The organism is Phyllobacterium sp. NPDC097923 (assembly GCF_044760925.1).
Lineage (GTDB): Bacteria > Pseudomonadota > Alphaproteobacteria > Rhizobiales > Rhizobiaceae > Phyllobacterium > Phyllobacterium calauticae.
In genome coordinates this window covers 430,243-453,671 of record NZ_JBIWBL010000001.1, presented here as the reverse complement: position 1 = coordinate 453,671, position 23,429 = coordinate 430,243, and the positions used below count along the sequence as shown (strand labels likewise).

The following is a 23,429-nucleotide window of genomic DNA, read 5'->3' as shown; positions in this document are numbered from 1 at the left end:
TTCAGTTCGCAACCAGCACGCGGATGGAAAAGATATCGATCGCTTTCCCCGTGCGCGCAATGTCCGAGTTGATCTTGATGATACCGCCCGCACCCGGCTTCTTGCCTTCCGGGAATTGCAGTTCGAACAGATACTCGTTGCTCGCATCGGTCACGTCGTAACGCTTGCGTCCGCAATCGCCGAGGGCACCGAAATCACAGCTGACCGCCATTTGCGTCGCGGAACCGTCCTCGGCCTTGGCGATGATATCGAAGATGGCATGTTTGCCCGCCAGTTGCTGCAGAACGCCCTGCCCGACCTGGAAGCTGATATCGTCGTTCTCGCCCGGCGACTTGATGCGCACGAATTTCTGCAGATTGTCGCCGGCAACGCTGGCGGTCGCCCTCCCCGCCATCGAAACGCGGGTCATGTCAGACGGGTCGAAAATCGAAATCCAGTTGCCATCCGCGGCAAGCTGTCCGCCCTTCATCGGCTCATGGCTGCCAACGGCAGGACCAGCACTCGACGAAGGCGGTGTACTGCCCGATGGCTTCGAATTGATCAGACCCGATGCAACAAGCCAGAGAAGGCCGATGGCTACCAGCAGGATCACCACCATGATGACGAATTTCTTCAGGCCACGCGCCTTCTGGCGTTCGCGGGTCTTCTTGACACGCGGCTGGTTGTAGGCGGGCCGGTAATTGTCGGCGCGGCTGTTGTCCGTCGGGCCAAGGTCGGAATCCAGCGATCCGCCCATGGAGGGTTCGACGCGGCCGGATGTTGTCTGCCTGGATTGCGCGGGGCCCGCCGACATGGAAGGCTCGCGCCGTTCCGCGACGGGTTCCGGCGCAACACGCGAAGAGTCGCGCGATTCACCCTCTATGCGTGTGATCGTGGCCTTCAGATGCTCCCGGCGCTCTTCACGCTCGGCCTCATCCAGCGCGCCGTTGGCGATCAGCGAACGCTCATGCGCGGTCCAGGCTGATTCGTAAATTTTCTGACGAACGGCAGGGTTGCTCACATCCGCTTTGGCGAAAGCATTTCGGATGGCTTGTTCAATCGCTTCCAACTCGACGATTTCCCCTTCAAAGCAGCTCGTATGACCCGGGTAGGCATAGACGATTTGACTGCTTATTCAAGACTACCGCGGCGCAATGATGGCGGTTTTCGCCCGAATTGGCGCTCTATACAAAGCGAATATCCCCGGCATCGAACGCGAGCGGACGGCCGGGGGATCGATATTCAGATGAAACGGCTGAGAAACGCCCGCGTGCGGGGATGCTGCGGGTTACCGAGAACGTCTTCGGGTTTGCCCTGTTCGACGATGTAGCCGCCATCCATGAAGACCACCCGGTCAGCGGCTTCCCGGGCAAAACCGATTTCATGCGTGACCACAATCATGGTCAGCCCCTGGTCAGCCAGATCGCGCATGGTGGCCAGCACTTCACCGACGAGTTCCGGATCGAGCGCCGAGGTCGGTTCGTCGAAAAGCATCAGTTTGGGCCGGATTGCGAGGGCGCGTGCGATGGCGATGCGCTGCTGCTGGCCGCCGGACAATTGCCGGGGATAGGCATCGGCCTTGTGGGTCAGCCCGACGCGGGCCAGCAGTTCCATGGCAAGTTCCGTGGCTTCCCTGCGGCTTTGCTTGTGTACGCCGATGGGCGCTTCAATGATGTTCTGCAGGGCGGTCATGTGCGGGTAAAGGTTGAACTGCTGGAACACCATGCCAATCTGGCGCCGCTGCACGGCGATGGCCCGCGCCGGCAGCTTGTTGAGCCGGCCATTGCGCAGGGAATAGCCGATCTGTTCCCCGGCCACGACAATCGAACCGCGGTCGATCGCCTCCAGATGGTTGATGCAGCGCAGGAACGTGGATTTGCCAGAGCCCGAAGGGCCAAGCACAACCACGACTTCACCAGGGGCAACATCGAGGTCGATGCCCTTCAATACTTCCACTTCGCCAAACGACTTGTGGACATTGCGGGCCCGCACCAGCGCTTCGCCCGGTTCGGTGCCATTCATGGAAAACTGCGCGGTCATTTGCTTGCCTCCTGCGCCAGGGCCGGCACTGCGGCGCTCAACGCGGCAGCGGCAACCTTGTCCTGTTTCCTGGCTGTTGAAGAACCCCGCTCGCCGCGACCGTAGTAGCGCTCGATGAAGCCCTGCCCGACGTTGAGGATCGACGTGATGAACAGATACCAGATGACGGCGACCATCAGCATCGGGATGACCTCGAAGGTCCGGTTATAGACCGCCTGCACCGAATAGAGCAGATCGGCCATGGCGATGACGCTGACGAGTGACGTCGCCTTGATCATGCTGATCAGCTGATTGCCGGTCGGCGGTACGATGGACCGCATGGCCTGGGGAATGATGATACGCCTGAGGGCGCGGGTGCGCGTCATGCCGAAAGCTTCGGTGGTTTCGATCTGCCCCTTGTCGACCGACAGAAGACCGCCGCGAATGATTTCGGCCATATAGGCAGCCTCGTTCAGCGCAAGGCCAGCAATGGCCGCCGTCATCGGCGTGATCAGATCATTGGTGTTCCAACTGGCCAGTGTCGGGCCGAAGGGAATGGCAATGGAAATTTCCGGAAAAAGCGTCGAGAGGTTGTACCAGAAGATCAGCTGAACCAGCAGCGGTGTCCCGCGGAAAAACCAGATGTAAAGACCCGCCAGGGAACTTGCCAGCCGGTCGTTCGACAGGCGGGCTATGGCAAGAACCAGCCCGATGACCACGCCGATGGCCATGGCAACAACGGTCAGGCCAAGCGTGACATAGAGGCCGCGCAGGACGGTGGCTTCGGTGAACCATTGGAACACGATCGGCCAGCCGAAATTCTGGTTGTTGGCGACGATCCAGAGGAAGTTCGCGGCAATGAGAAGCGTGATACCCCACAGGAGCCAGCGATCCGTGCGAAAGGGCTTATGCGCATTCGCCACATCGCGAAGCGCAGCCTCCGCATCGCCCTTTGCGGGCGATGCCAATGTTTGCGTGTTTCCGGTCATTTTGCGGCTTTGCCCGCGAGATTGATCCCGGGCTCCTTCAACATGTTCTTCTCAAGGCCCCACTTCTTCAGAATGGCGGCGTAGGCGCCATTGTCCATGAGCGTCTTGATGCTTTCCAGGAGGACGCCGCCAAGCGGCGAACCTTTGGCGACCACGGCGCCCTGGAAAATATCGTCGAAACCATTCTTCAGGCCGGTGCCCGTCAGTTCAAGCTGGCCATTGGCCTGCTCGACGAAATAGATCAGCGGCGCCTGCGAGGAGAAGAAAGCGTCGGACCGCTTTGAGCGAACCGCCAGGATGGAAGTGGGCTGGTCGGTGAAGGACTGGACCTCGATGGCTGCCTTGCCATCCTTGGTGCATTTCTCCGCCTGCTCCTTGATGACTTTTTCCGCCGAACCGCCAGCCATAACGGCAATGCGGCTGCCGCAGGTGTTGTCGAGCGAGGTAATGCCCTTGGGATTGCCCTTCTGCACGGCAAACACCACGAACTCCTGCACATAATCGACAAAATCATTGGCGCCCTGGCGCGAGGGATAATCGCCCACGGGGCCCATGGCGAACTGGTAGCGGCCGGAATTGATGCCGCTCAAGAGCGCCGGAAGGCCGCTGACCGTTGCGTGCTTGATCTCGACACCCCACAACTCGCCGACAGCCTTGGTCAGATCGGCGCTGGCGCCCTGCATTTCAGTGTTGCCGGTGACGATTTCATAGGGCGGGAAGGAGCCGTTGTTGACCGAGGTGATGCTTCCCGCCTTGCGGATTTCCTCGGGCAGCTTGGCCCGCAATGCTTCGTTGACCGTCTGCTTGGCGATGGCCACCTCCGCAGCCATTGCGGGTGCAGCGACGAGCGTTGCCGCAAACAGCGCGGCAAAGGTCAGGTGTTTGAGTTTCATTATTATTCCCCTTTTTATATCTTTTGAAAACCTATTGCGTTCAGGCAGTCGTATCGGCCAGTTCGGGCCGGGCAAAACGGCGGTTGGCGAGAACCGGCAGGACCGCACGCGCATGACTGATGCGCTTAGGGTCAATGTCGGCAAAGATCAGTGCGGGGCCTTCCCCCGCCCGCACGACGGCCACGCCGAGCGGGTCCACCACCATGCTGGCACCGATGTTGCGTTCGCCGCACTCACCCACGGCAACGATGTAGCAGGTATTTTCCAGCGCCCGCGCCGTCACCAGCACCTCCCAATGCGCCTCCTTGCCGGGGCCCTTGACCCATGCGGCGGGAAGGATGAGCACATCCGCGCCATCCACCGCATGGCGGCGCGCCAGTTCTGGAAAGCGCAGGTCGTAACAGGTCATGAGGCCAAGCTTGAGCCCTGCAATGTCGATAAGACCGGGAATCTCGCCGCCCGGCTGCACATTGGTGGATTCCTTGGCGGCAAAAGCGTCATAAAGATGAAGCTTCAGATATTGCGCGACGATTGCGCCACCGCGGATGGTCACCAGATTGTTGAAGACGCGCTGACCGCCGGTCGGAACGTGCACGCACATCATCACGGTCATGTCGCTGTTGCGGCTTTCGGCCAGCAATTGCGTCATGAACGGGCCATCCAGCGGCTGCGCCGTCTTCAGCACGATATCCGGATCGGTGATGTCACGGGCAAGGATGCCTTCCGGCAGAACCAGGAGATCGGCACCGCCCGCATGCGCATCGCGCATCAGCTTTGTGCAGATGTCGGCATTTTCCTGCCAGACCTTGCTGACGGCAAATTGACCCAGCGCGACCCTCATGCCGGCACTCCCGTGCGGCTGGTGGAGCCGGAAGTCTGGCCGCTGTGATGCGGGAAAAGGTCGGCGGGCGAGAGCAGCATCGGTGTCAATCCTTGCAGGTGCAGTTGTTCGGCAAAATCGGCGATCATCCGTTCGTTGACGGCAAACCCGCTGTCGTTCCAGTGGGCCGGCAAATCCCGGGCGACGTGGCCAAGCTCATCAATGATCCATGGCGTGGTATCGGCATATTTGCGCCGCTTCTCCAGCCAGACCCGCTGGGATTCATCCAGCAGGTTGCTGAGCTCTTCCGGCAGCCAGGGATGCTCGGCGACAAAGGATGTTTTCAGGCCCAGAAGATGCATGCCGGGAACGTAGCCAACCTCGTGGAAATAGGCGAGTTCCTCCGCCCGGAAATCCGTCAGCACATGGCGGAACTTCGAAGCGGGGCCAAAAAAGCCCTCCGGCATGAATGGGGTGAACACGGCATCAAGTTCGCCGGTTTCCAGCAGCTGCATCATCGGCCGCTCGCCCGGCACCGCTTCGATGCGGCCGGGGCGGCCAAAACCGTCGAGCCTGTCGGTGATGGGATGGGCCTCGGTCAGGCGGCCGGCATACCAGAATGCGTCCTCAATACCGACGCCGGCATGGGAAAGCGCCGCGCGGGTCCAGGTATTGCCGGAATCGCGCCAGCCGGTCACGCCGATCTTCTTGCCCGCCAGATGTTCCAGCCGGGTAACCGGGCTGTTCCTGGCCGTGATGATGCAGCGATGGCGAAAGCCGCGCATGACAAAGTTGGGAACGCCAAGGACATCGGTTTCGCCGTTGGCGCGCGCCGAGGCATAACGGCTGAAGGACATTTCAGCCGCATCGTGATGCGGATCGGCGGCGACATTGCCGATCAACGTGCCGACGCGATCAACCTTGACATCAAGCCTGTCGGAGGTGACGTCACCCAACGCCAGCGGCGTATAATAATCCCAATCGCGAACAGCCAATCGAACAGTGATACGCAAGACATTTCCTCGTTGCAATTTCGGTTTTCGTGCGCGAAGCTAAATGTTCATTATTGACTGATCAAATACTATTACGTTACTGAACATTTAAAAGAGGGACAGATATGAGCGAATTGGCCTCAGTTCAGTGGTTTGCAGAGAAGTTGCGTGACCGGACGATGCGCGGCATCGCCATCGAGACCAGCGCACTGATCCGCGCCGGTGCCATTCCCGTTGGCACCAAACTGCCCGCCATCCGCGATCTTGCCTACACCCTCGGCATCAGTCCGGCGACAGTTTCCGAGGCCTGGAGCGAGCTGCGGCGGCAGAAGATCATCACCGGGCGCGGGCGCAACGGCACATGGGTCAGCGGCGACCGCATTGCACCGAAACCCCTGCGGCTGGCGAGTTCGGGCGATTACGGCGATGGTGTGCTCAACCTTGCCATCGCATCACCAGACGTGGATGTGCTTCCGCCTCTGGAAGAGGCCTTGAAACATGGCGCTACGGCAGAAGCGCTGAACAGTTACCAGCGCGTCCCGATACTGCCTGAATTGCAGGCGGCGGTGGGGCCGAACTGGCCCTGCAGGCCGGAAGCGTTTCTTGCGACCAATGGCGGCTATAACGCCGTCTACGCCCTTCTGCATGCGCTCGTCATGCCGGGATCATTCGTGGCGATCGAGGAGCCGACAGCCCTCAGGCTTCTCGACATCCTCGAGGATCTCGGAGCGCACATCCTGCCGGTGGCGTGCGATGAGAACGGCCCGCTGCCGGATGCTCTGATGGAGGCCCTCAAACGCAAGCCGGCTGCATTCCTTTTTCAGCCACGCACCCACGCTGTGACCGGACGGGGTGTCAGCCGGGAACGGCTTACGGCGCTGGGCGATGCCCTCGCCGACAGCGACGCGCTCATCATCGAGGATGACGGTGTCGGCGATATCTCGTCCCTGCCACCGATCAGCCTCGGGGACCGGTTTCCGGACCGGGTCATTCACATCGTTTCCTATTCGAAATCCCTCGGCCCCGATCTGCGGCTGGCAGTCCTGTCGAGTTCGACGCGCATCGTCGAACAGATCCAGTCCTACCGCCTCTTCAGCTCAGGCTGGACCAGTCGGGTGCTGCAATCAGCCGTGGCTTTCCTGATCAAGGACGCGGCAACACAGCTGAGCTTACAGAGGGCAAGAGGTATCTACCGGGAGAGGCGCGAGGGGTTGATGCAGGCACTGCGCGAGCGCGGTGTTCATCTTTCCGGCGGCGAAGGGTTCAGCCTCTGGATTCCCGTAGCTTCGGAACAATTTGCTCTCGTGACCCTTGCCGCGCGCGGAATCGCGGTGGGCGTCGGCCGCAAATATGTCGTGAACCCGTCGCCGCATGTTCGGGTTGCCACGAGCATATTGCGCGAACGGCAGGACGACGTCGCCGATGCGATAGCCCTTGCGGTGAGACACCCGGATCATCTTTACTGAGATCAATGCATCGCCACGCTCACACGCCTTTGATCAGGCGCAGGCAACCGCGCCAACCTTTCGCTTGATCACGGCACGCGGTCTGATAAAAAGAGTTACGTTTACGGAAACGTCAAAATTTATTCCATGGGAGGAAACACATGGCATTGCCCGAAATCCTGACGAAAAAGCTGCGCATTCCCGTTGTCGGCGCGCCGCTGTTCATCATTTCGCATCCGGCCCTCGTGCTGGCGCAATGCAAGGCTGGCGTTGTCGGCTCCTTCCCCGCCCTGAACGCACGGCCCGAGGCCCAGCTCGACGAATGGCTGGCCGAGATCACCGAAGGCCTGCGCGACCACGACGCTAAAAACCCGGACCGCCCGGCAGCACCGTTTGCGGTCAACCAGATCGTGCACCGCTCCAACAAGCGGCTCGAACATGATCTTTCCATGTGCGTGAAATACAAGGTTCCGATTGTTATCTCCTCTCTCGGCGCCGTACCGGAAGTCAACGCTGCCATCCACTCCTATGGCGGGATCGTGCTGCACGACATCATCAACAACCGCCACGCCAACTCAGCCATCCGCAAGGGCGCGGACGGGCTGATCGCGGTTGCCGCCGGTGCCGGCGGGCACGCCGGGCCATTGTCGCCCTTCGCGCTCATCCAGGAAATCCGCGAATGGTTTGACGGGCCATTGCTGCTGTCCGGCGCCATCGCCACGGGCAAGGCCGTCCTGGCAGCACAGGCCATGGGTGCCGACCTTGCCTATGTCGGCTCGCCTTTCATTGCGACCAGGGAAGCGCGGGCCGTCGACGCCTACAAGCAGATGATCGTTGATTCCGTCTCGTCCGACATTGTCTATTCCAACTACTTTACCGGCATTCACGGCAACTATCTCAAGCCGTCCATCGCCAAGTCTGGCATGGATCCCGATCACCTGCCGGAAGCCGACCCCTCAAAGATGGATTTCGAAGCGGCAACCACCGGCGCCAAGGCCTGGAAAGACATCTGGGGTTGCGGCCAGGGTATCGGCGCGATCAAGGAAGTAACCGGCGCCGCAGAATATGTTGAGCGGCTGGAACGCGAATACCACGAGGCGAAGGCAAAACTCTGCGCCGCCTAACGCGGCGGAGCATTATCCAGAACGATCTGCATGAATGTCAGGTCAAGCCATTTGCCGAATTTGGTTCCAACTTCCGGCAGATGGCCCACCACCTGAAAGCCCAGTTTTTCGTGCAGGCGGATGGACGCCGCATTGCCGGACTCGATGCCGGCAACCATGGCGTGCTTGCCCGCCTCCCGCGCTCTGTCGATCAGCGCCAGCATCAGGGCCTTGCCGATCCCGCCGCCGCGCGCCGCCTTGTGCACATAGACGGAATGCTCGACCGTGTGACGATAGCCATCGAAAGCGCGCCAGTCGCCGAAGGAGGCATAGCCGGTGACACCGCCGTCATCATCGATGCTGACCAGCACCGGAAATCCCTTTGACTGCCGCTCGCTGAGCCACGCCTTGCGGTTGGCCAGATCGACCTGCGTTTCGTTCCAGATCGCCGTGGTGTTCAGCACCGCGTCGTTGTAAATCTCGAGAATGGCTGGAAGATCCGCCTCACTGGCCGCACGCACGATCACAACTTGCATCCTTTTCAATCGTCTACTATAGTTTCATTATGTCTCATAAAATAGACGATGTCGACGCAAAAATCGGTGCCCGTATCCGAATCGAGCGGGAGGCACGCGGCTGGTCGCTGACGGAACTCGCGGAAAAATCCAGCGTATCACGCGCGATGATCAACAAGGTGGAGCGCGGCCAGAGCAGCCCGACGGCCATGCTGATGGCGCGATTCTCAGGCGCCTTCGGCCTCAGCATGTCGACGCTGATGGCACGGGCGGAAATGCAGGAGGGACGGCTGCTGCGCCACAAGGACCAGCCGCTGTGGACCGATCCCGAAACCGGTTACATTCGCCGCCATGTCTCGCCCGCCTCCGACCTGCCCATGGATGTGGTGCATGTCGACCTGCCGGCAAAGGCGCGGGTGGCACTCCCCGCGTCCGCCTACACCTTCCAGCGGCAATTGATCTGGATTTTAAGCGGCGTGCTGAGCTTTACCGAGGGTGAAACGTTTCACCGGCTCGAAGAGGGCGATTGCCTCGAACTCGGCGCGCCCCATGACTGCACCTTCGCCAATGAGAGCGATGCACCCTGCCGTTATGCAGTGATCGTACTGCGGCGGGCCTAGCCCGCGATCTCCGCAACGGCACGCTTGGCCATGACCTTCACCAGATTGGCACGGTAGTCGGCCGAGGCATGCATGTCGGACATCAGGCCATCGGCGGAAACCACAACGCCGTCCAGCGCCGCAGCACTGAAACTCTTTGCCAGCGCTGCCTCCAGCGCCTGCGCCCGGAACACGCCATTCTCGCCAGCCCCGGTCACCGCGACCCGCACCTCATTGCCAGCCTTGGCAACGAACACGCCGGCCATGGCATAGAGCGACGCCGGATTGGGGAACTTTTTGTAGGCAGCCCTATCGGGCGCGGTGAATTCGACGGCCGTGACAATCTCGTCCGGCTCCAGCGCTGTTTCGAACAGACCGGCAAAGAAATCCGCGGCGGCAAGCGAGCGCGCACTGGTGATGACGGTTGCATTAAGGGCAAGCAGCGCCGCGGGATAGTCGGCCGCCGGATCGTTGTTGGCGACCGAGCCGCCGATGGTGCCCATATTGCGCACCTGCGGATCGCCGATATGTGCCGCGAGATGCGTGATCGCCGGGCAGAGCCTTGCCAGCTCCGCATGAACAGCGACGTCATAATGCGTGGTCGCCGCGCCGATACGCACGGTTTTGCCCGTGATGGTGATGCCTTTCAAGCCGGGAATATGGCGCAGGTCGATCAGATGGCTCGGTGACGCCAGCCGCTGCTTCATGGTCGGGATGAGGGTCATGCCGCCGGACAGGAATTTGCCGTCCTCGGCCGCGCCCATCTGCCTTGCGGCGTCCTCGACCGACGTGGCCCGATGATACTGGGTTTCATACATGGCACATCTCCCTATTTCGCCGCCTGAATGGCAGCCCAGACCTTTTGCGGGGTCGCGGGCATGCTCAGGCTGTTGTTGCGGATGGCATCGGTGATGGCATTCATCACGGCAGGCGGCGAACCGATGGCGCCAGCCTCGCCGCAGCCCTTGATCCCCAGCGGGTTGGACGGGCACGGGGTTTCCGTCGTCATGATGTTGAACGACGGCAGGTCCTGTGCGCGCGGCATGGTGTAGTCCATGTAGCTCGCCGTCAAAAGCTGGCCGCTTTCATCGTAATGCGTGCCTTCCAGCAGCGCCTGGCCGATGCCCTGCGCCAGGCCGCCATGCACCTGCCCTTCGACGATCATCGGATTGATGATCTTGCCGAAATCGTCAGCGGCAACGAACTGCACGATCCTGGTCGTCCCGGTTTCCGGATCGATCTCAACCTCGCAGATGTAACAGCCGGCCGGGAAGGTAAAATTACTCGGGTCGTAGAACGCCGTTTCCTTCAGCCCCGGCTCCATGCCGGATGGCAGGTTGTGCGCGGTGTAAGAGGCGAGCGCCACCTGGAACCACGGCAGCGACTTGTCCGTCCCCGCCACCCGCACATTGCCGTCCTTGATCTCGATATCCGCCTCGTCGGCTTCGAGCAGGTGCGCGGCTATCTTCTTGGCCTTGGCCTCGACCTTGTCCATGGCCTTGACGACCGCGGACATGCCGACCGCACCGGAGCGCGAGCCATAGGTGCCCATGCCCATCTGCACCTTGTCCGTGTCGCCGTGGACGATGGAAATGCTGTCGAGCGGCACGCCGAAACGCTCCGCCGCCAGCTGGGCGAACGTGGTTTCGTGCCCCTGCCCGTGCGAATGCGAGCCGGTGAGGATTTCGATGGTGCCGACGGCATTGACCCGCACCTCGGCGCTTTCCCACAGGCCGACACCGGCGCCCAGCGCCCCGACCGCCGCCGACGGCGCGATGCCGCAGGCCTCGATGTAGCAGCTCATGCCGATGCCGCGCAGCTTGCCGCGGCCGGCGGCCTCGGTGCGGCGCTTTTCGAAACCGGCATAGTCCGCCGCCTTCATGCTGGCGTCGAGCGTCGCGTCGAAATCCCCGGCATCATAGGCCATGATGACAGGCGTCTGGTGGGGGAAGGCGCGGATGAAATTGCGCCGCCGCAATTCCGCCGGCGATATCTTCAGCTCGCGCGCCGCCGTCTCCATGATGCGTTCCAGCACATAGGAAGCCTCCGGCCGCCCGGCGCCGCGATAGGCATCGACCGGCGCCGTGTTGGTGTAGACCGTCTTCACATTGGCGTGGATCGCCGGAATGTCGTACTGGCCGGACAGAAGCGTCGCGTAGAGATAGGTCGGCACGGAACTCGAAAACAGCGACATGTAGGCGCCGAGATTGGCGATGGTTTCCACCTTCAGGCCGAGAATCTTGTGGTCCTTGTCAAAGGCGATCTGCGCATGGGTGGCGTGGTCGCGCCCATGCGCATCGCACAGGAAGCTTTCCGTGCGGTCCGCCACCCACTTGACCGGAACACCCGTCTTCTTCGATGCCCACAGGCAGACGATCTCTTCCGGATAGATGAAAATCTTCGAGCCGAAACCGCCGCCGACATCCGGCGCGATCACCCGCAGCTTGTTCTCCGGCGCGACATTGTAGAACGCGCTCATCACCAGCCGCGCCACATGCGGGTTCTGCGAGGTGGTCCAGCAGGTGTAGTGATCCTCCGCCGCATCGTACTGGCCGAGCGCCGCGCGCGGCTCCATGGCATTGGGCACGAGGCGGTTGTTGTCGATATCGAGCGTCGTTACATGCGCCGCGCGGGCAAAGGCGTCAGCCGTCGCCTTTTCATCGCCGATATCCCAGTCGAAAATCAGGTTGCCCGGCGCTTCCGGGTGCACTTGCGGCGCGCCCGGCTTCAGCGCCTCGACGGCACTGACGACGACGGGCAGCTCCTCATAGGCGATTTCCACCGCCTCGGCGGCATCGCGCGCCTCGCCCTTGGTATCGGCAACGACGATCGCCACCGCATCACCGACATAGCGCACCGTATCGGTGGCGAGCGGCGACCAGGCGCCCATCTTCATCGGCGTGCCATCCTTCGACTGGATCATCCAGCCGCAGATGAGATTGCCGATGCCGTCGGCCTTCAATTCCTTGCCGGTGAGCACCCCGATGACGCCGGGCATCTTGAGTGCCGCGCCCGTGCTGATCCCGGTGATTTTCGCGTGGGCATGCGGGCTGCGCACGAAGACCGCGTGCTTCATCCCCGGCACGACCATATCGTCGGTATAACGGCCCTTGCCGGTGAGAAACCGCTTGTCCTCCTTGCGCAGAACGCGTGATCCAATGCCTTCGACACCCATGACACTACCTCCCTGTCGCAGGCGCCTCGCCAAAATGTCTCAATTGTCTGTTTGGCCGGAAGCGGACTGCACGACGTGAATTTGATTTCTCAGGCGGCCTTGACGGCGCCCTTGCCCATTTTTTCCGATGCATCGAGCACGGCCTGAACAATGTTGTGGTAGCCGGTACAGCGGCAGATATTGCCTTCCAGCTCCGCGCGCACCGTCGCCTCATCGAGCCCTTCCGGGTGGCGGCGGATCATATCCACCGACGACATGATCATCCCCGGCGTGCAGAAACCGCATTGCAGGCCGTGATGTTCGCGGAAGGCCGCCTGCACCGGATGCAACTCGCCATTGAGAGCGATGCCCTCGATGGTTGTCACCTCGGCGCCGGACGCCTGCACCGCCAGCATGGTGCAGGACTTGACGGCCCGCCCGTCCACATGCACGACGCAGGCGCCGCATTGCGAGGTGTCACACCCCACATGGGTTCCCGTCAGTCCCAGATTTTCACGCAGGAAATGCACAAGCAGCGTGCGGTCTTCGGCTTCGCCCTTGACGGCGCGCCCATTGACCACCAGTTCGACTTTGGCCATCGGTTCCTCCCAGAACGCCTTGGTCACCGCCCCTCCCTGGGCCGCATGACCACAACCGAAAGTTTAACCTGTCCTGCACGCTTGTCTATCGGCAAAATGGAAATATTCCAATCTGGCTTTACCGTGCGGGACAAGCGTTGGTGAGCATGGGATTTTCGCGGTTTCAATCAAAAGCCGGCATGACGAGGCTTGCAATCCTGATGCAATAACGCTATCAGGCGCGTCATCCCTCCGGCACATTCCGATGGCCGGTCCAGGGATCGGGAAGTCCCTTCCCTGCCGCTTTAGCTCAGTTGGTAGAGCACATCATTCGTAATGATGGGGTCCTCGGTTCGATTCCGGGAAGCGGCACCATTTCTTTCTCATACAAACTGCCTACTTCTCTTTGTATCATTCTGCAACATCGCTTACTTAAATCACAACCAAATCATCATCAAACTTTCTTCAGCGCAAAGACATTTAACGGATTGCGTCATTCAAAAAAGTGAACATAATGAGAACATAGCTATCAATTGAAGAATCACCATGAGGCAACAGCAGAATGACTATTTTCCAATCTTTTTGGCTGGCATCCTCTCAGGAGTGATTTTTGCGGTATCGGTGTTGATTGGAATTAAAATCACCCCTGGCGAAATGCAGAATATAAATATGTCTTATCCTGACTTTATAACCATAATGCTTACTGCTGTTACCGTAGTTATAACTATTTTGGCGATTTTTATCGCCATCCTTGCATTTTGGGGATATTCACAGTTTCAAAAGATGACTGAGACTGCCTCCAAAGAACACCTCGAAAGACTTTTGAAAGAAGGTCCTTTTGCCAAAGGTATTGAGGGAGTGATTGTTCAGCATGTCTCAGAACAATTGGAGCGCGGTAAGCTTCGTTCGATATTGATCGAACGTGTTGACAGCATTCTTCTCAACGATGCCTCGCGGCGGGCTGAAATAGATCCGGCGGCGAGTAATGACAAACCGTTCACTGACTAAGGGAGAGCCGCATGATGAGTCGCGAATGGCACTCTTTAGAACAAGAGATCACTGACGAAATCGAACGATTGCAAGACGCAGCACCTATACGACTGTCGACAATTGCCAACGCACTTGGGCTCAAAGTTATAGCTACAGTTCTACCGAACGGAATTTCTGGCGAGATCAGACCAGATCCTGATCAACAAGGGAAGTTCATTATCCGAGTGAACAAAAACGATTCGTCGCGTCGTCAGCGGTTTACAGTTGCTCACGAAATAGGACACTACCTACTTCATCAAGACGAAATTGGAGACGGAATTACAGATGATGTTCTTTACCGATCAACCTTGTCTGATCGTCGTGAAGCACAAGCTAATAGAATGGCCGCTGACTTGCTGATGCCTCAGACGCTGATCGATGAATGGCTTGAAAGAGCCAAATCTCTCAAGGTTGACAATATAGTTGGATTTCTTGCTGATAAGTTTAATGTATCCGAAGCAGCTATGAAGATTCGGCTTGGCTTAAGCTAGAATAAATTGGGGGATTTTTATGGATTTTGGCGCATTCGGTTATGTACCTATTCTTGGAGTGCGCCCCTCTGAAATGCAGGCCCTAGAAGAATTATCTCCTCAGGTAAAAATAGGAATACTTCCATATATCATTCTCCAGCCGTGGACGACGGCTAAAGAATTTCCTAGCACTTTGGCAAAAATTACTGCGTGCAGCTCAGGAAAACCTATAATCGTTGATTTGACGGATGAGATTTTTGATGGGAATCGCAGACCGGTTCATGCTGCATTGGACTTGTTGAGAGATTCTAAAGACGGATATGTCAATTGGCGGTCATTTATCGAAGAACAGTCGACCTTCACTCCTGCTATACAGCTGCGCGTGCCCAATGAGATTTGGCCTCAGATCGTTGCATTCAAGGCCTTAGGTCGCGGTGTTGTTATTAGATTACACGAGCAGATTTTCAGTTCAGCAAAGGATATAGCAAAATTATTTAAGTCATTCCCTTCGAATGAAGACGTTTATTTCATTATTGATTTTCAAAAGCAAGACAAGAACATTCTAACAAAAGCATTAATCGCCTATAACACCTGCAAATCCATAAGAGATGAGATACCCGATTGTTTTATATCGGTTTCGGCATCTACGTTTCCATCATCTTTCACCGGTATAGCGGAACAAGAAATATTTGAACGGCAATTCTATAATCTAGTAGCTGCGGAACTTGGTACACAACGAAACATTTATTGTGACAGAGCTAGCGTACGAGCAGAAAAACAAAATGGTGGTGGCGGCAGTCCTGCTCCAAGAATCGATAACGCATTCGCTGCTAAGTGGAAATTCTTCAGAGAGGCAGAAGAGGAAGATCGGGAAGAAGCTTATCAAATGGCTGCTGCAAGGGCGATCGAATGCCCTGAATGGAAGGACCAAGGCATATGGGGTACAGAGATGATAAAACGCACAGCAGCGGGACAGGATAACGCGATTTATTCACCGAAATTGTCCACTTCAGCAAGAATCAACATTCATCTTCACACACAATCTGGGTCTGATGATCAAGATGGCGAAGTTGAATGGACGGACCTTTAGGCCCAATTGTCTTGTAGGCTTACTTTAGCAGCTTCGCGCCAGCTATCCCAGAAGGCGTGCTGTTGTTCTTGTTTGCGATTATTTTCAATGCGCACGGACGCAAATCTACTCAAGGCTTGCAACGATTGTGGTGATATTTTTTTGCGATAGGTTTCTGCCCAAAATTTACTAGAAGTTTCCGAGTATACCTGTTTAAATGAGTAAATTACTTCCCGAAATATATCTTCTTCGGGCTGACCGTTCATAACCTGGATTAGTTCTTTCTTTTTGATAATCGAATTGGATGGTAGCTTAAGCGCTCTCTTCAAATCTCCAGTAGTGAGCATTTTTAGGAGCTGCGATTTGATCTTTATTGGCGAAATTTCTTGAGCACGGTGCAATTGTATCCCGCACTGGCTATCAACTTTCCATATTTCGATACTTGGGCCAGCGCGCAAAGTTGCAGATTCGACATGCCTTTCGTCAACAACTAACATCACACGGGTGAAGCATGATCTGTAAACCTCAAGCTGGTCGGATAAACGGGCCAACGAGTCATATCTGCTTTTAATCTCAATTCCTATAAACGAGGTGCCGTTTAAAATAGCAAGATCAGCTCTGCGCCCAGTTGATCCTATCACGTACTCGGACGACAGGATCGAGCGCGCATTCAACAACTTGCTTCTACGCAACATCAGAAGTAGCTCACATTTTATGCGAGTTTCATCAATTTTGTCGTTCATGCGCGGCACCTAACAATAGCTCCCGATAGATTATTGCCAGAGCCTTCAACCAATTCTTAACAACGTGCCGTTGGTTAAGCAATTTCTATTAATTGAACCCATCGCAATCTCTCATAAAGCGCAATAGTGCAACGCAAACTGCCCCAACCAATAATCTCATTCCCCCCACCCCTTTCACCTCCTCCCGTTTCCCACTATGATTCCCGGTGAGACCGGTCGAAACGGATCGGTCTTGGGGCTTCGTATCCCCTCCAGTAGCGGTCGGTGTCGACCGCAAAGGCACCTCCTCAGCCCTATGGCCGGGGAGGCCTCGGCGTATGTCCAGAGCTTCGGCTTAAAGGCCGTGGCGGTCGTCTGTTGGCGGCTTATGAACTCCCCGGTCACCAGAGGATAAACCTCGGGTGGCCGCTTTCCTCACGCGAGAAAGGGAGTGCACATGAACGATTACAATTTCTGGTCAGACCTGCTCGATACGTTCCAATCCTCGCCGGACTGGATCAAGGCGCTGTGGCTGCTGATCCCGCCCGGCTTTCTGCTTGGCCTGGTGGCGCTGATGCTGCGCTTCCGGATCGCCGCCAAACAGATGGACCAAAGCCCAAAGGGCGAGCTGATTTATTCGATCCACCGCGATGCGGGCCAGCTGCGTGTCGTCAGCCATATCCCCGTTGTCGACGGCAATCCGGCACTGCTCCTGCTTGATCCACCCAACAGCGGCGAAGCCGGATCGCCGGAGACGAACCGTCTCGCCCCGCCCGCATAGGAGGCGTCAGAGCGCACAAGCGGCCTAGAGGCCGGTTATCGGCGCACAGACAGCCTTATCCTCGCTGTGAGGTTGATAATTCGGATCGGCTGTCAGTGCGGAGCTGCTGGAGCCGCCGGTCAATGTTATGCGTCTATCGCTCCATCCCGACGGTCTTGCACCGCGAATCCTCAATCTCGACGACTGGGCCGATCATCTTCTGACAAGATTGCGACGCGAAGTCGAACTGACGGCCGACCCACGACTGTGTAACTTGCTGAAGGAAGCCGAGACATTGCATAGACCATCAGGGAAACCGGCTCATTCACCTCACCCTTCCGCACTTGCGATCCCATTGCGTATCCAGACAAGACTTGGTCCTCTGTCATTCTTCAGCACGATCACCGTCTTCGGCACGCCGGTGGATGTGACGATCTCGGAAATCGCGCTTGAAATGCTCTATCCTGCTGACCATGAGACTGATTTGATCGTCAGAGCAGCATCAGCAAAATGAGCAATTCTTAGATCGAACAGCGCGTCTTGTTCGCCTCCAAGAATTCGGATGCCTAAGTCAATTTTCAACCCTGCTCCGGATTGCCGGGATATCTTTGCGGGGATCGGTTTTGGGGTTTACCCCTGTACTCGGACTGCAGCCCCAATGACCGTCAGGTGGGCGATAAACTCAACAATCCCTGCCGAATGGAATGCTCGAATGAAAAAGTGCCGCGCAGGCGTCTCGAACAAAGTGCTCAGCGAAGCGCGTTATCCGTGCCCCTTCAATGTTCACAGACCTAAAATCGCAAGATCGGTCGAGCGCGAAATGCACGGAAAGGTGTAACTGATGTCGTCACGAAGAAAGAGACGATGAAGATAACACTTGAAAATTACCGTGCCCGAATGCAGCGGGTGCTGACCCATATAGATCAGCACCTTGATGACGATCTGGATCTGGACACCGTGAGCCGCATCGCGGCATTCTCGAAGTTCCATTTCCAGCGGCAATTCAGGGCAACCTTTGGCTTGTCCGTGCATCGCTATGTCCAGCTCACCCGTATGAAACGTGCTTCGTACGGGCTTGCCTGCAAAGACGCTCAAAGCATCACTGATATAGCGATGGATGCCGGTTACGAAGCACCGGATGCCTTCGCCCGCGCATTTCGGCAACGGTTAGGACAATCGCCGTCGTCGTTCCGCAAATCTCCCGATTGGGGGACGTGGCTTATGGCTTTGGGGCCGCTTGACAACGCAAGGAACAAGTTCATGCACATAACCTTTGACCATGACGACGTAACGATACGAGATGTCCCCACCACGCCGGTGGCGGTCATGCAACATCGGGGTGACCGGACGAGACTCGCAGACACATTCAAGCGATTCAGGGCCTGGAACAAGGCAAACGGCTTATCGCCGGAGACAAGCCCTACTTTCATGGTTTTCCGTTCCGAAAGGGAACCAGCGATCGCCGCCGACTATAGCATGGATCTATGTATCAGTACTGATCAGCCGATTGAGGCGAACCATGAGCAAATGAAGGCCGGCGTTATTCCTGGCGGGCGTTGCGCGGTATTGCGTTATCCAGGCAATACCAACAATCTGGAGCCCGCTGCCCACTACCTTTACCGGGATTGGCTTCCAACCAGTGGCGAAGAAGCACGCGATTTCCCGATCTATTGCCAACGCCGGCTGTCGTTCATTCCAGAAGTACCAGCATATGAGGTGGTCACAGAACTGTTTCTGCCGCTGAAATAGTTTTTGCATACCTATTCCAATTTGGCCGCTATCTTTCGCAATAGTGGGAATAAGGGAGAGCAAACAATCATCGGCTGCTTCGCGCGCCCACATACCTGTCGATAGGTAATTGTGGCTTCGCCCGGAAGCCCACATTGCGGTGACCGCCTAAAGTTCATAGTCGCACCAGAACCGGCCATTCCCGCAAGTTCTGTGTGGGTCACGCCCGACTCGCCCGAACGCTCAGCCACCGATCATGGGGCTTTCCAACGCACCGACGTACCTCACTGACGATCCAGCCGGCGTCTGTGAGTGCGGACCGCAGGGCAGACTCGCGCCAGTACGTCTCGACGTAGCGCCGGGGCGCTGCAGCACTGCCGTGTATGGACACATCCTCGCCGTCGCCCTCTCTAACGGAGGCGTGCAATCGGCCACCGGTCCGGGTCGCCTCGGCAAGACGCCCAAGCACCGTGCCAAGATCCTCGCGCGCAACATGAATCAGGCAGGCACAGGCCCAAATCCCGTCGTAAGGCATACCGGGATGCTGCGGGTCGGCCAAGTCTTCTGTCAGCGGATCCAACGTGTCGGCCTCAAAGCCACTTTCACGAAGCAGTTCGACGAAACCCTTTGAAATGTCGGTGCGCCGGACGCTAATTCCCCGCTTCTCAAGCTCAAATGCATCGCGCCCGCCACCGCTTCCAATCTCCAGCACCCTGCCCGAGCCACCCAGCGCGGTCACGAACACATCGATCTCTGTCGCCACCCATTCGGGCATCGCCGCGGCTTCAGCAGCGTACTGCGCCGCGACCGTATCATAGGACCGCACGGTATCCAGATCGGTGCTCATCTTAGTGCTCCTCCTTCATGACAAAAGGCTCGATGAGCGACAGGCCCATCAGCCCATTGCGCCTTTCACACTTCGGCAGTTGGTGACTTCGCGGGCGATTTGCTTCCCAGCTTACGCCGAAATGCGGTCAGAGACACCACCGACCGATTGCCAAGCGGAGTGCTATTGGCGCCGGCACCAATGGAGTTTTTGTAACTGAGCCTAACAACGTAACATCTCCTTATCAGAAGCTGTTTCATTACCCTTGACCTCGGTTCGCCAAGAAGCAAATATCCAGATTTAGCTGACCCAAGCGGTAGCCAGTCCGTCATATCAGTCACGCCAGAGCGCCGTGCTCGAGGCGGGGAACTCAGCTAGACAAGGTCTTGATCGAAATGCGTATTCAATGGTTCCGAACGGCGATGATCGCCGCCGTCGTCGCTACAGGCTGCGTTGTTTTGTCTGCAAATGCTCAAACTCTAACGTTGCCTCCCGTCCACGGTAAATTCGACTACCAGATTGGAGGCGATTACAACCCGCAACGCAGTGTTAAGATTGTTGTCCGGGACAGAAAGATTGCCCCTGCAAAAGGTAAATACAATATCTGTTACGTGAATGCCTTCCAGACGCAACCGAAGCAGAAGGAGTGGTGGACAAAAACCCATCCGAATCTGCTGATCAAGAAAGATGGTGAGTATGTTACCGATCCAAAATGGCCAGAAGAGTATATATTAGACACATCCTCAGACGCAAAACGCAAGGATCTGATGAAAATAATCGGTCCCTGGATCGACAAATGTGCGGCTGACGGCTTTAAGGCCCTCGAACCTGACAATCTCGATTCATGGGACAGATCCAAAGGCGTTTTGTCACCAGAAACCAATATCGAGTTTGCCAAGCTGCTGGTCAAACGGGCTCATGATGCCAATCTCGCTGTCGCGCAGAAAAACGCCTCGGAACTTGCGCCCAAGGGCCCAAAGATAATCGGCTTTGATTTTGCGATTGTCGAAGAATGCGAATACGAGAAGGAATGCAGCGAGTACACCAAAGTGTATGGCAATCAGGTTTACGAGATCGAATACAATGACAACAACAAGGATACCAATGGCAATCCCGTTGATCCCGTAAGTTTTTTCAATGCCGCGTGCGACGCACGCGGTGACAAGATCTCTATCATCTACCGTGACCGCAAAGTCGTTCGGGACACCTCGCCCGGTTACGAATACGAAGTGTGCGACTAATCAGATTGACATACGGTCTGGCTTATTTTGCCAACAAAATTTCTAGAAGTAGAGGCTGCATCGCTGCAATCGACTGGATGATGGACGCGCCAATTTCCGTAATTCTTTCGATACGATGTTCTCCCATACGCATCGATTACGCCAGCACCTGGACGTCAGTTGATTGGCGCGATTTGCAGCGGATCATCGTCGGGACCATAAGGAATTGTGGTGTTGATTTCCACTCGGAACTGAGCCGGTTGGAAAGACCAACAGCGAGGTCATCGCCTATCAACAACGCGCACGCAAACCGTCGCGGCGCAACAGCTGGGTCGAGGAACGAAGGGAGCGCATACTACGGGAGCAGGCTGCCACAGATCTATTCACTGTCGCCGGGCAGAGCTGCGATATTGAGGTCTCCGCCCTGCCCGTCGACGAGCCTCGTCATCTGTCAGGATGACATTTTAACTTTGCACAACAAGCGACATTTCTAATGGGCCGCCACACTTGGCAAGCGGATGATGACTTCAAGTCCACCATGACTGGAACGTTCAAACGCAATCGTTCCGTTGTTGAGGGAGACAATCTCGGAAGCAATCGCCAGGCCAAGGCCAGTGCCTGTGACTGTCTCGTCCAACCGCCTGTCACGTAGACCAATCGTACTGTGATCTGAGAACTGAATGCCCGGACCATCGTCGGATATTTGCCATTCGACGAACGCGCCATCCTGCTTAGCCTTGATATGGATTTGCGTGTTCGCCCATTGCGCTGCGTTCTCCAATATCACACCGACAAGCTCGACAAGGTCGTTTACGTCGATGTCGACGTTCAGACCATCCTTGACATTAACGACCCAGACCAGTTGTTCGCCTTTGGGTGTTCTTTTCAACACCGCAATCGTGCGGGGAACAACGCTGCTTAATGACGCGCTGAGGGCGTGCATCCGAACGCGTTGACGCAGTCGGACCAGCCTCAACTGATAATCTATCCGGTCACGCATCTCGTTCGTCAGATCGACGATTGATGCTGCGCTGCGAGTGTTGCCGCCTTTTTCCAGCTCATAGGCGATCGTGCCCAACACTGTCAGCGGGGTTTTAAGCCCGTGAGCAAGATCGGATGCACGGGATCGCGCAAAATCCATCGATTTCTGTTGCATGGCAAGGAGGGCATTTACTTCGCCGACCACAGCAACAACTTCCAGCGGGTAGATGGCATCGATTGAAGACGCAACGCCGTTGCGGATACTTTCAATATCCTTACGCAATTTCTTAAACGGAGAAAGACCGAACTGCACCTGCAGGATGACGGCAACGACAAGGACAAAGCCGAGGACCAGGAGTGCTAAGGCCAGTTCCCTCCCAAAGCGTGTGATCGCCTCATCGAGGATAGACCTGTCTTGAGCGACGATGATCTGAAAACGCCGTTCACCTTTGGTTTCTGCAAAGCGTGCCGTCAGGGACAATGCAAGCAATGATTGGCCCACCGGCCCTTGAACGGTCGACAGCTGTCCGCCTTCATTTGAGGGGCTAACCTTGAGAACGTAATCCCAGAGCGATCGCGAGCGGATGTTTTGCTGGGTACCAAGATCTGTGATCTGCCAATAGAGGCCGCTGACCGGTGTCTGATAGCGTGGATCAGGCAAAGCGCCAGTAAGCAAAGGTGCGGCACTGAGGGCGTCCGGATTGATCAAGGCGACAAGGCGCCACATTGTCGCCGATAAATCTGCGGACGCGCCTCGTTCCACGTTGTTGGTGAATAGATATCCGATGGTTACACCCGCCAAGACGAGGGCAATGGCAATCCAAATACCAGCTCCCAGTATAAGACGAACCCGTAAAGACTGGATTCTCAAGGGGCATCCCCACCGAGGATATACCCAAAACCTCGACGTGTTGCGATGATATCGGCACCTAATCTCTTGCGCAGGCGACCGACCAAGACTTCAACAGCGTTCGAACCGCCCTCGAAGTCCTGCGTATAGAGATGTTCGGTAATCTCGACCTGTGAAACGACACGTCCGCCCTGATGCGCCATGAAAGCGAGCAGCCGGTACTCTTGTGGTGTCAATACGATTGGAACGCCCGCGCGCGAGACCTGTCTCATCCGTGTGTCGAGAACCAGTTCGCCAATTTCAATCTGAGATGATGCAAAGCCACCTGCCCGGCGCACGATCGCACGTATGCGTGCCACGACCTCCTCCATCCGGAAAGGCTTTACAACGTAATCGTCAGCGCCGGACTCGATTCCTTCCACTCTTTCGTCCCATTGTCCGCGCGCAGTAAGAATCAATACGGGAACGTTACGTCCTGCGCGGCGCCAGCGCTTCAGGATCGTCAAGCCATCCAGTGTTGGAAGGCCCAGGTCAAGGATCACGGCATCGAATGTCTCGGTGTCACCACGGAACCAAGCGTCTTCTCCATCTCTGGCATATTCCGCAAGGAAACCGGCGGCCGATAGCGCTGTGCCAAGCGTTTCGGCTATGCGGCGGTCATCTTCGGCAACAAGTATCCGCATGTTTA

At 57.1% G+C, this 23,429-nt stretch carries 24 protein-coding genes and 1 tRNA gene; 11 read left to right on the top strand and 14 right to left on the bottom strand.

What is annotated here, in order from left to right; translation table 11 throughout:
* Position 1: 1 nt before the first annotated feature.
* The 6 genes from ACIQWS_RS02295 to ACIQWS_RS02270 form a co-directional block, all read right to left on the bottom strand.
* Positions 2 to 1,048 carry a hypothetical protein gene (locus tag ACIQWS_RS02295; RefSeq protein ID WP_403169834.1) on the bottom strand — a complete coding sequence of 349 codons (1,047 nt, stop codon included), beginning with the start codon at positions 1,046 to 1,048 and terminating at the stop codon, positions 2 to 4.
* A 173-nt stretch (positions 1,049 to 1,221) separates the two neighbouring features.
* On the bottom strand, positions 1,222 to 2,001 hold the full coding sequence (locus ACIQWS_RS02290; protein ID WP_346305632.1) for an amino acid ABC transporter ATP-binding protein: 780 nt from the start codon (positions 1,999 to 2,001) through the stop codon (positions 1,222 to 1,224).
* A gap of 14 nt (positions 2,002 to 2,015) precedes the next feature.
* Positions 2,016 to 2,987 (bottom strand): amino acid ABC transporter permease, encoded by a 972-nt coding sequence (locus tag ACIQWS_RS02285; protein ID WP_288191684.1) that lies wholly within the window; start codon positions 2,985 to 2,987, stop codon positions 2,016 to 2,018.
* Positions 2,984 to 3,880: an ABC transporter substrate-binding protein gene (locus tag ACIQWS_RS02280; protein ID WP_403169831.1), complete on the bottom strand. Its 897-nt coding sequence runs from the start codon at positions 3,878 to 3,880 to the stop codon at positions 2,984 to 2,986. Before ACIQWS_RS02280 ends, ACIQWS_RS02285 begins: the two co-directional genes overlap by 4 nt.
* 40 nt (positions 3,881 to 3,920) lie before the next feature.
* Positions 3,921 to 4,721 (bottom strand): deaminated glutathione amidase, encoded by an 801-nt coding sequence (locus ACIQWS_RS02275; protein WP_403169830.1) that lies wholly within the window; start codon positions 4,719 to 4,721, stop codon positions 3,921 to 3,923.
* Complete coding sequence (locus ACIQWS_RS02270) at positions 4,718 to 5,713, bottom strand: nitrate ABC transporter substrate-binding protein (RefSeq protein WP_403169827.1); 996 nt, start codon at positions 5,711 to 5,713, stop codon at positions 4,718 to 4,720. Before ACIQWS_RS02270 ends, ACIQWS_RS02275 begins: the two co-directional genes overlap by 4 nt.
* 104 nt (positions 5,714 to 5,817) lie before the next feature.
* Here ACIQWS_RS02270 and ACIQWS_RS02265 point away from each other — a divergent pair, with 104 nt between their 5' ends.
* Both ACIQWS_RS02265 and ACIQWS_RS02260 read left to right on the top strand, forming a co-directional pair.
* The gene (locus ACIQWS_RS02265) at positions 5,818 to 7,158 is read left to right on the top strand and encodes a PLP-dependent aminotransferase family protein (protein ID WP_403169825.1); all 1,341 of its coding nucleotides are present in this window, start codon (positions 5,818 to 5,820) and stop codon (positions 7,156 to 7,158) included.
* A gap of 140 nt (positions 7,159 to 7,298) precedes the next feature.
* A complete protein-coding gene (locus ACIQWS_RS02260; protein WP_403169823.1) occupies positions 7,299 to 8,261 on the top strand; it encodes an NAD(P)H-dependent flavin oxidoreductase in 963 nt (320 codons plus the stop codon).
* Here ACIQWS_RS02260 and ACIQWS_RS02255 read toward each other — a convergent pair.
* Positions 8,258 to 8,767: a GNAT family N-acetyltransferase gene (locus tag ACIQWS_RS02255; RefSeq protein WP_403169820.1), complete on the bottom strand. Its 510-nt coding sequence runs from the start codon at positions 8,765 to 8,767 to the stop codon at positions 8,258 to 8,260. The two genes, ACIQWS_RS02260 and ACIQWS_RS02255, sit on opposite strands and share 4 nt — an antisense overlap.
* A 38-nt stretch (positions 8,768 to 8,805) precedes the next feature.
* Here ACIQWS_RS02255 and ACIQWS_RS02250 point away from each other — a divergent pair, with 38 nt between their 5' ends.
* Complete coding sequence (locus ACIQWS_RS02250; RefSeq protein WP_403169817.1) at positions 8,806 to 9,375, top strand: helix-turn-helix domain-containing protein; 570 nt, start codon at positions 8,806 to 8,808, stop codon at positions 9,373 to 9,375.
* Here the strand turns inward: ACIQWS_RS02250 and ACIQWS_RS02245 are convergent.
* From ACIQWS_RS02245 to ACIQWS_RS02235, 3 genes are all read right to left on the bottom strand, one after another.
* Positions 9,372 to 10,172, bottom strand: coding sequence for an FAD binding domain-containing protein (locus tag ACIQWS_RS02245; protein ID WP_403169814.1), 801 nt, complete (start codon positions 10,170 to 10,172; stop codon positions 9,372 to 9,374). The two genes, ACIQWS_RS02250 and ACIQWS_RS02245, sit on opposite strands and share 4 nt — an antisense overlap.
* Positions 10,173 to 10,183: 11 nt before the next feature.
* A complete protein-coding gene (locus ACIQWS_RS02240) occupies positions 10,184 to 12,529 on the bottom strand; it encodes a xanthine dehydrogenase family protein molybdopterin-binding subunit (protein WP_403169813.1) in 2,346 nt (781 codons plus the stop codon).
* An 89-nt stretch (positions 12,530 to 12,618) separates the two neighbouring features.
* On the bottom strand, positions 12,619 to 13,107 hold the full coding sequence (locus ACIQWS_RS02235; protein WP_105736548.1) for a (2Fe-2S)-binding protein: 489 nt from the start codon (positions 13,105 to 13,107) through the stop codon (positions 12,619 to 12,621).
* Positions 13,108 to 13,385: 278 nt separating this feature from the next.
* Here ACIQWS_RS02235 and ACIQWS_RS02230 point away from each other — a divergent pair.
* The 4 genes from ACIQWS_RS02230 (at position 13,386) to ACIQWS_RS02215 (ending at position 15,675) form a co-directional block, all read left to right on the top strand.
* Positions 13,386 to 13,461: transfer RNA gene (locus tag ACIQWS_RS02230), tRNA-Thr, on the top strand.
* A gap of 171 nt (positions 13,462 to 13,632) precedes the next feature.
* A complete protein-coding gene (locus tag ACIQWS_RS02225) occupies positions 13,633 to 14,094 on the top strand; it encodes a hypothetical protein (protein ID WP_403169809.1) in 462 nt (153 codons plus the stop codon).
* 11 nt (positions 14,095 to 14,105) lie between these two features.
* A complete protein-coding gene (locus tag ACIQWS_RS02220; protein WP_403169806.1) occupies positions 14,106 to 14,606 on the top strand; it encodes an ImmA/IrrE family metallo-endopeptidase in 501 nt (166 codons plus the stop codon).
* 19 nt (positions 14,607 to 14,625) lie between these two features.
* Positions 14,626 to 15,675, top strand: a complete 1,050-nt coding sequence (locus ACIQWS_RS02215) for a hypothetical protein (protein WP_403169803.1) — start codon at positions 14,626 to 14,628, stop codon at positions 15,673 to 15,675.
* Here the strand turns inward: ACIQWS_RS02215 and ACIQWS_RS02210 are convergent.
* Positions 15,672 to 16,397, bottom strand: coding sequence for a sce7726 family protein (locus ACIQWS_RS02210; RefSeq protein ID WP_403169801.1), 726 nt, complete (start codon positions 16,395 to 16,397; stop codon positions 15,672 to 15,674). The two genes, ACIQWS_RS02215 and ACIQWS_RS02210, sit on opposite strands and share 4 nt — an antisense overlap.
* A gap of 436 nt (positions 16,398 to 16,833) precedes the next feature.
* On the opposite strand from ACIQWS_RS02210, the gene ACIQWS_RS02205 reads away from it, so the two are divergent.
* The 3 genes from ACIQWS_RS02205 to ACIQWS_RS02195 all read left to right on the top strand — a co-directional run bounded on the left by ACIQWS_RS02205 (position 16,834) and on the right by ACIQWS_RS02195 (position 18,885).
* Entirely contained in the window at positions 16,834 to 17,157 is a 324-nt protein-coding gene (locus tag ACIQWS_RS02205) for a hypothetical protein (protein ID WP_403169798.1), read from the top strand.
* Between the two features lie 103 nt (positions 17,158 to 17,260).
* Complete coding sequence (locus ACIQWS_RS02200) at positions 17,261 to 17,650, top strand: hypothetical protein (protein WP_403177381.1); 390 nt, start codon at positions 17,261 to 17,263, stop codon at positions 17,648 to 17,650.
* Between the two features lie 350 nt (positions 17,651 to 18,000).
* Positions 18,001 to 18,885 (top strand): GyrI-like domain-containing protein, encoded by an 885-nt coding sequence (locus tag ACIQWS_RS02195; protein ID WP_403169795.1) that lies wholly within the window; start codon positions 18,001 to 18,003, stop codon positions 18,883 to 18,885.
* A gap of 199 nt (positions 18,886 to 19,084) precedes the next feature.
* Here ACIQWS_RS02195 and ACIQWS_RS02190 read toward each other — a convergent pair whose 3' ends face one another.
* Positions 19,085 to 19,711, bottom strand: a complete 627-nt coding sequence (locus ACIQWS_RS02190; protein WP_403169792.1) for a class I SAM-dependent methyltransferase — start codon at positions 19,709 to 19,711, stop codon at positions 19,085 to 19,087.
* A gap of 374 nt (positions 19,712 to 20,085) precedes the next feature.
* On the opposite strand from ACIQWS_RS02190, the gene ACIQWS_RS02185 reads away from it, so the two are divergent.
* Positions 20,086 to 20,931, top strand: coding sequence for an endo alpha-1,4 polygalactosaminidase (locus ACIQWS_RS02185; protein ID WP_403177376.1), 846 nt, complete (start codon positions 20,086 to 20,088; stop codon positions 20,929 to 20,931).
* A gap of 469 nt (positions 20,932 to 21,400) precedes the next feature.
* Here ACIQWS_RS02185 and ACIQWS_RS02180 read toward each other — a convergent pair whose 3' ends face one another.
* Positions 21,401 to 22,762: a sensor histidine kinase gene (locus ACIQWS_RS02180; RefSeq protein WP_403169789.1), complete on the bottom strand. Its 1,362-nt coding sequence runs from the start codon at positions 22,760 to 22,762 to the stop codon at positions 21,401 to 21,403.
* The gene (locus ACIQWS_RS02175) at positions 22,759 to 23,424 is read right to left on the bottom strand and encodes a response regulator transcription factor (RefSeq protein ID WP_346305605.1); all 666 of its coding nucleotides are present in this window, start codon (positions 23,422 to 23,424) and stop codon (positions 22,759 to 22,761) included. The genes ACIQWS_RS02180 and ACIQWS_RS02175 overlap by 4 nt, the downstream gene beginning before the upstream one ends.
* Between the last annotated feature and the right edge of the window lie 5 nt (positions 23,425 to 23,429).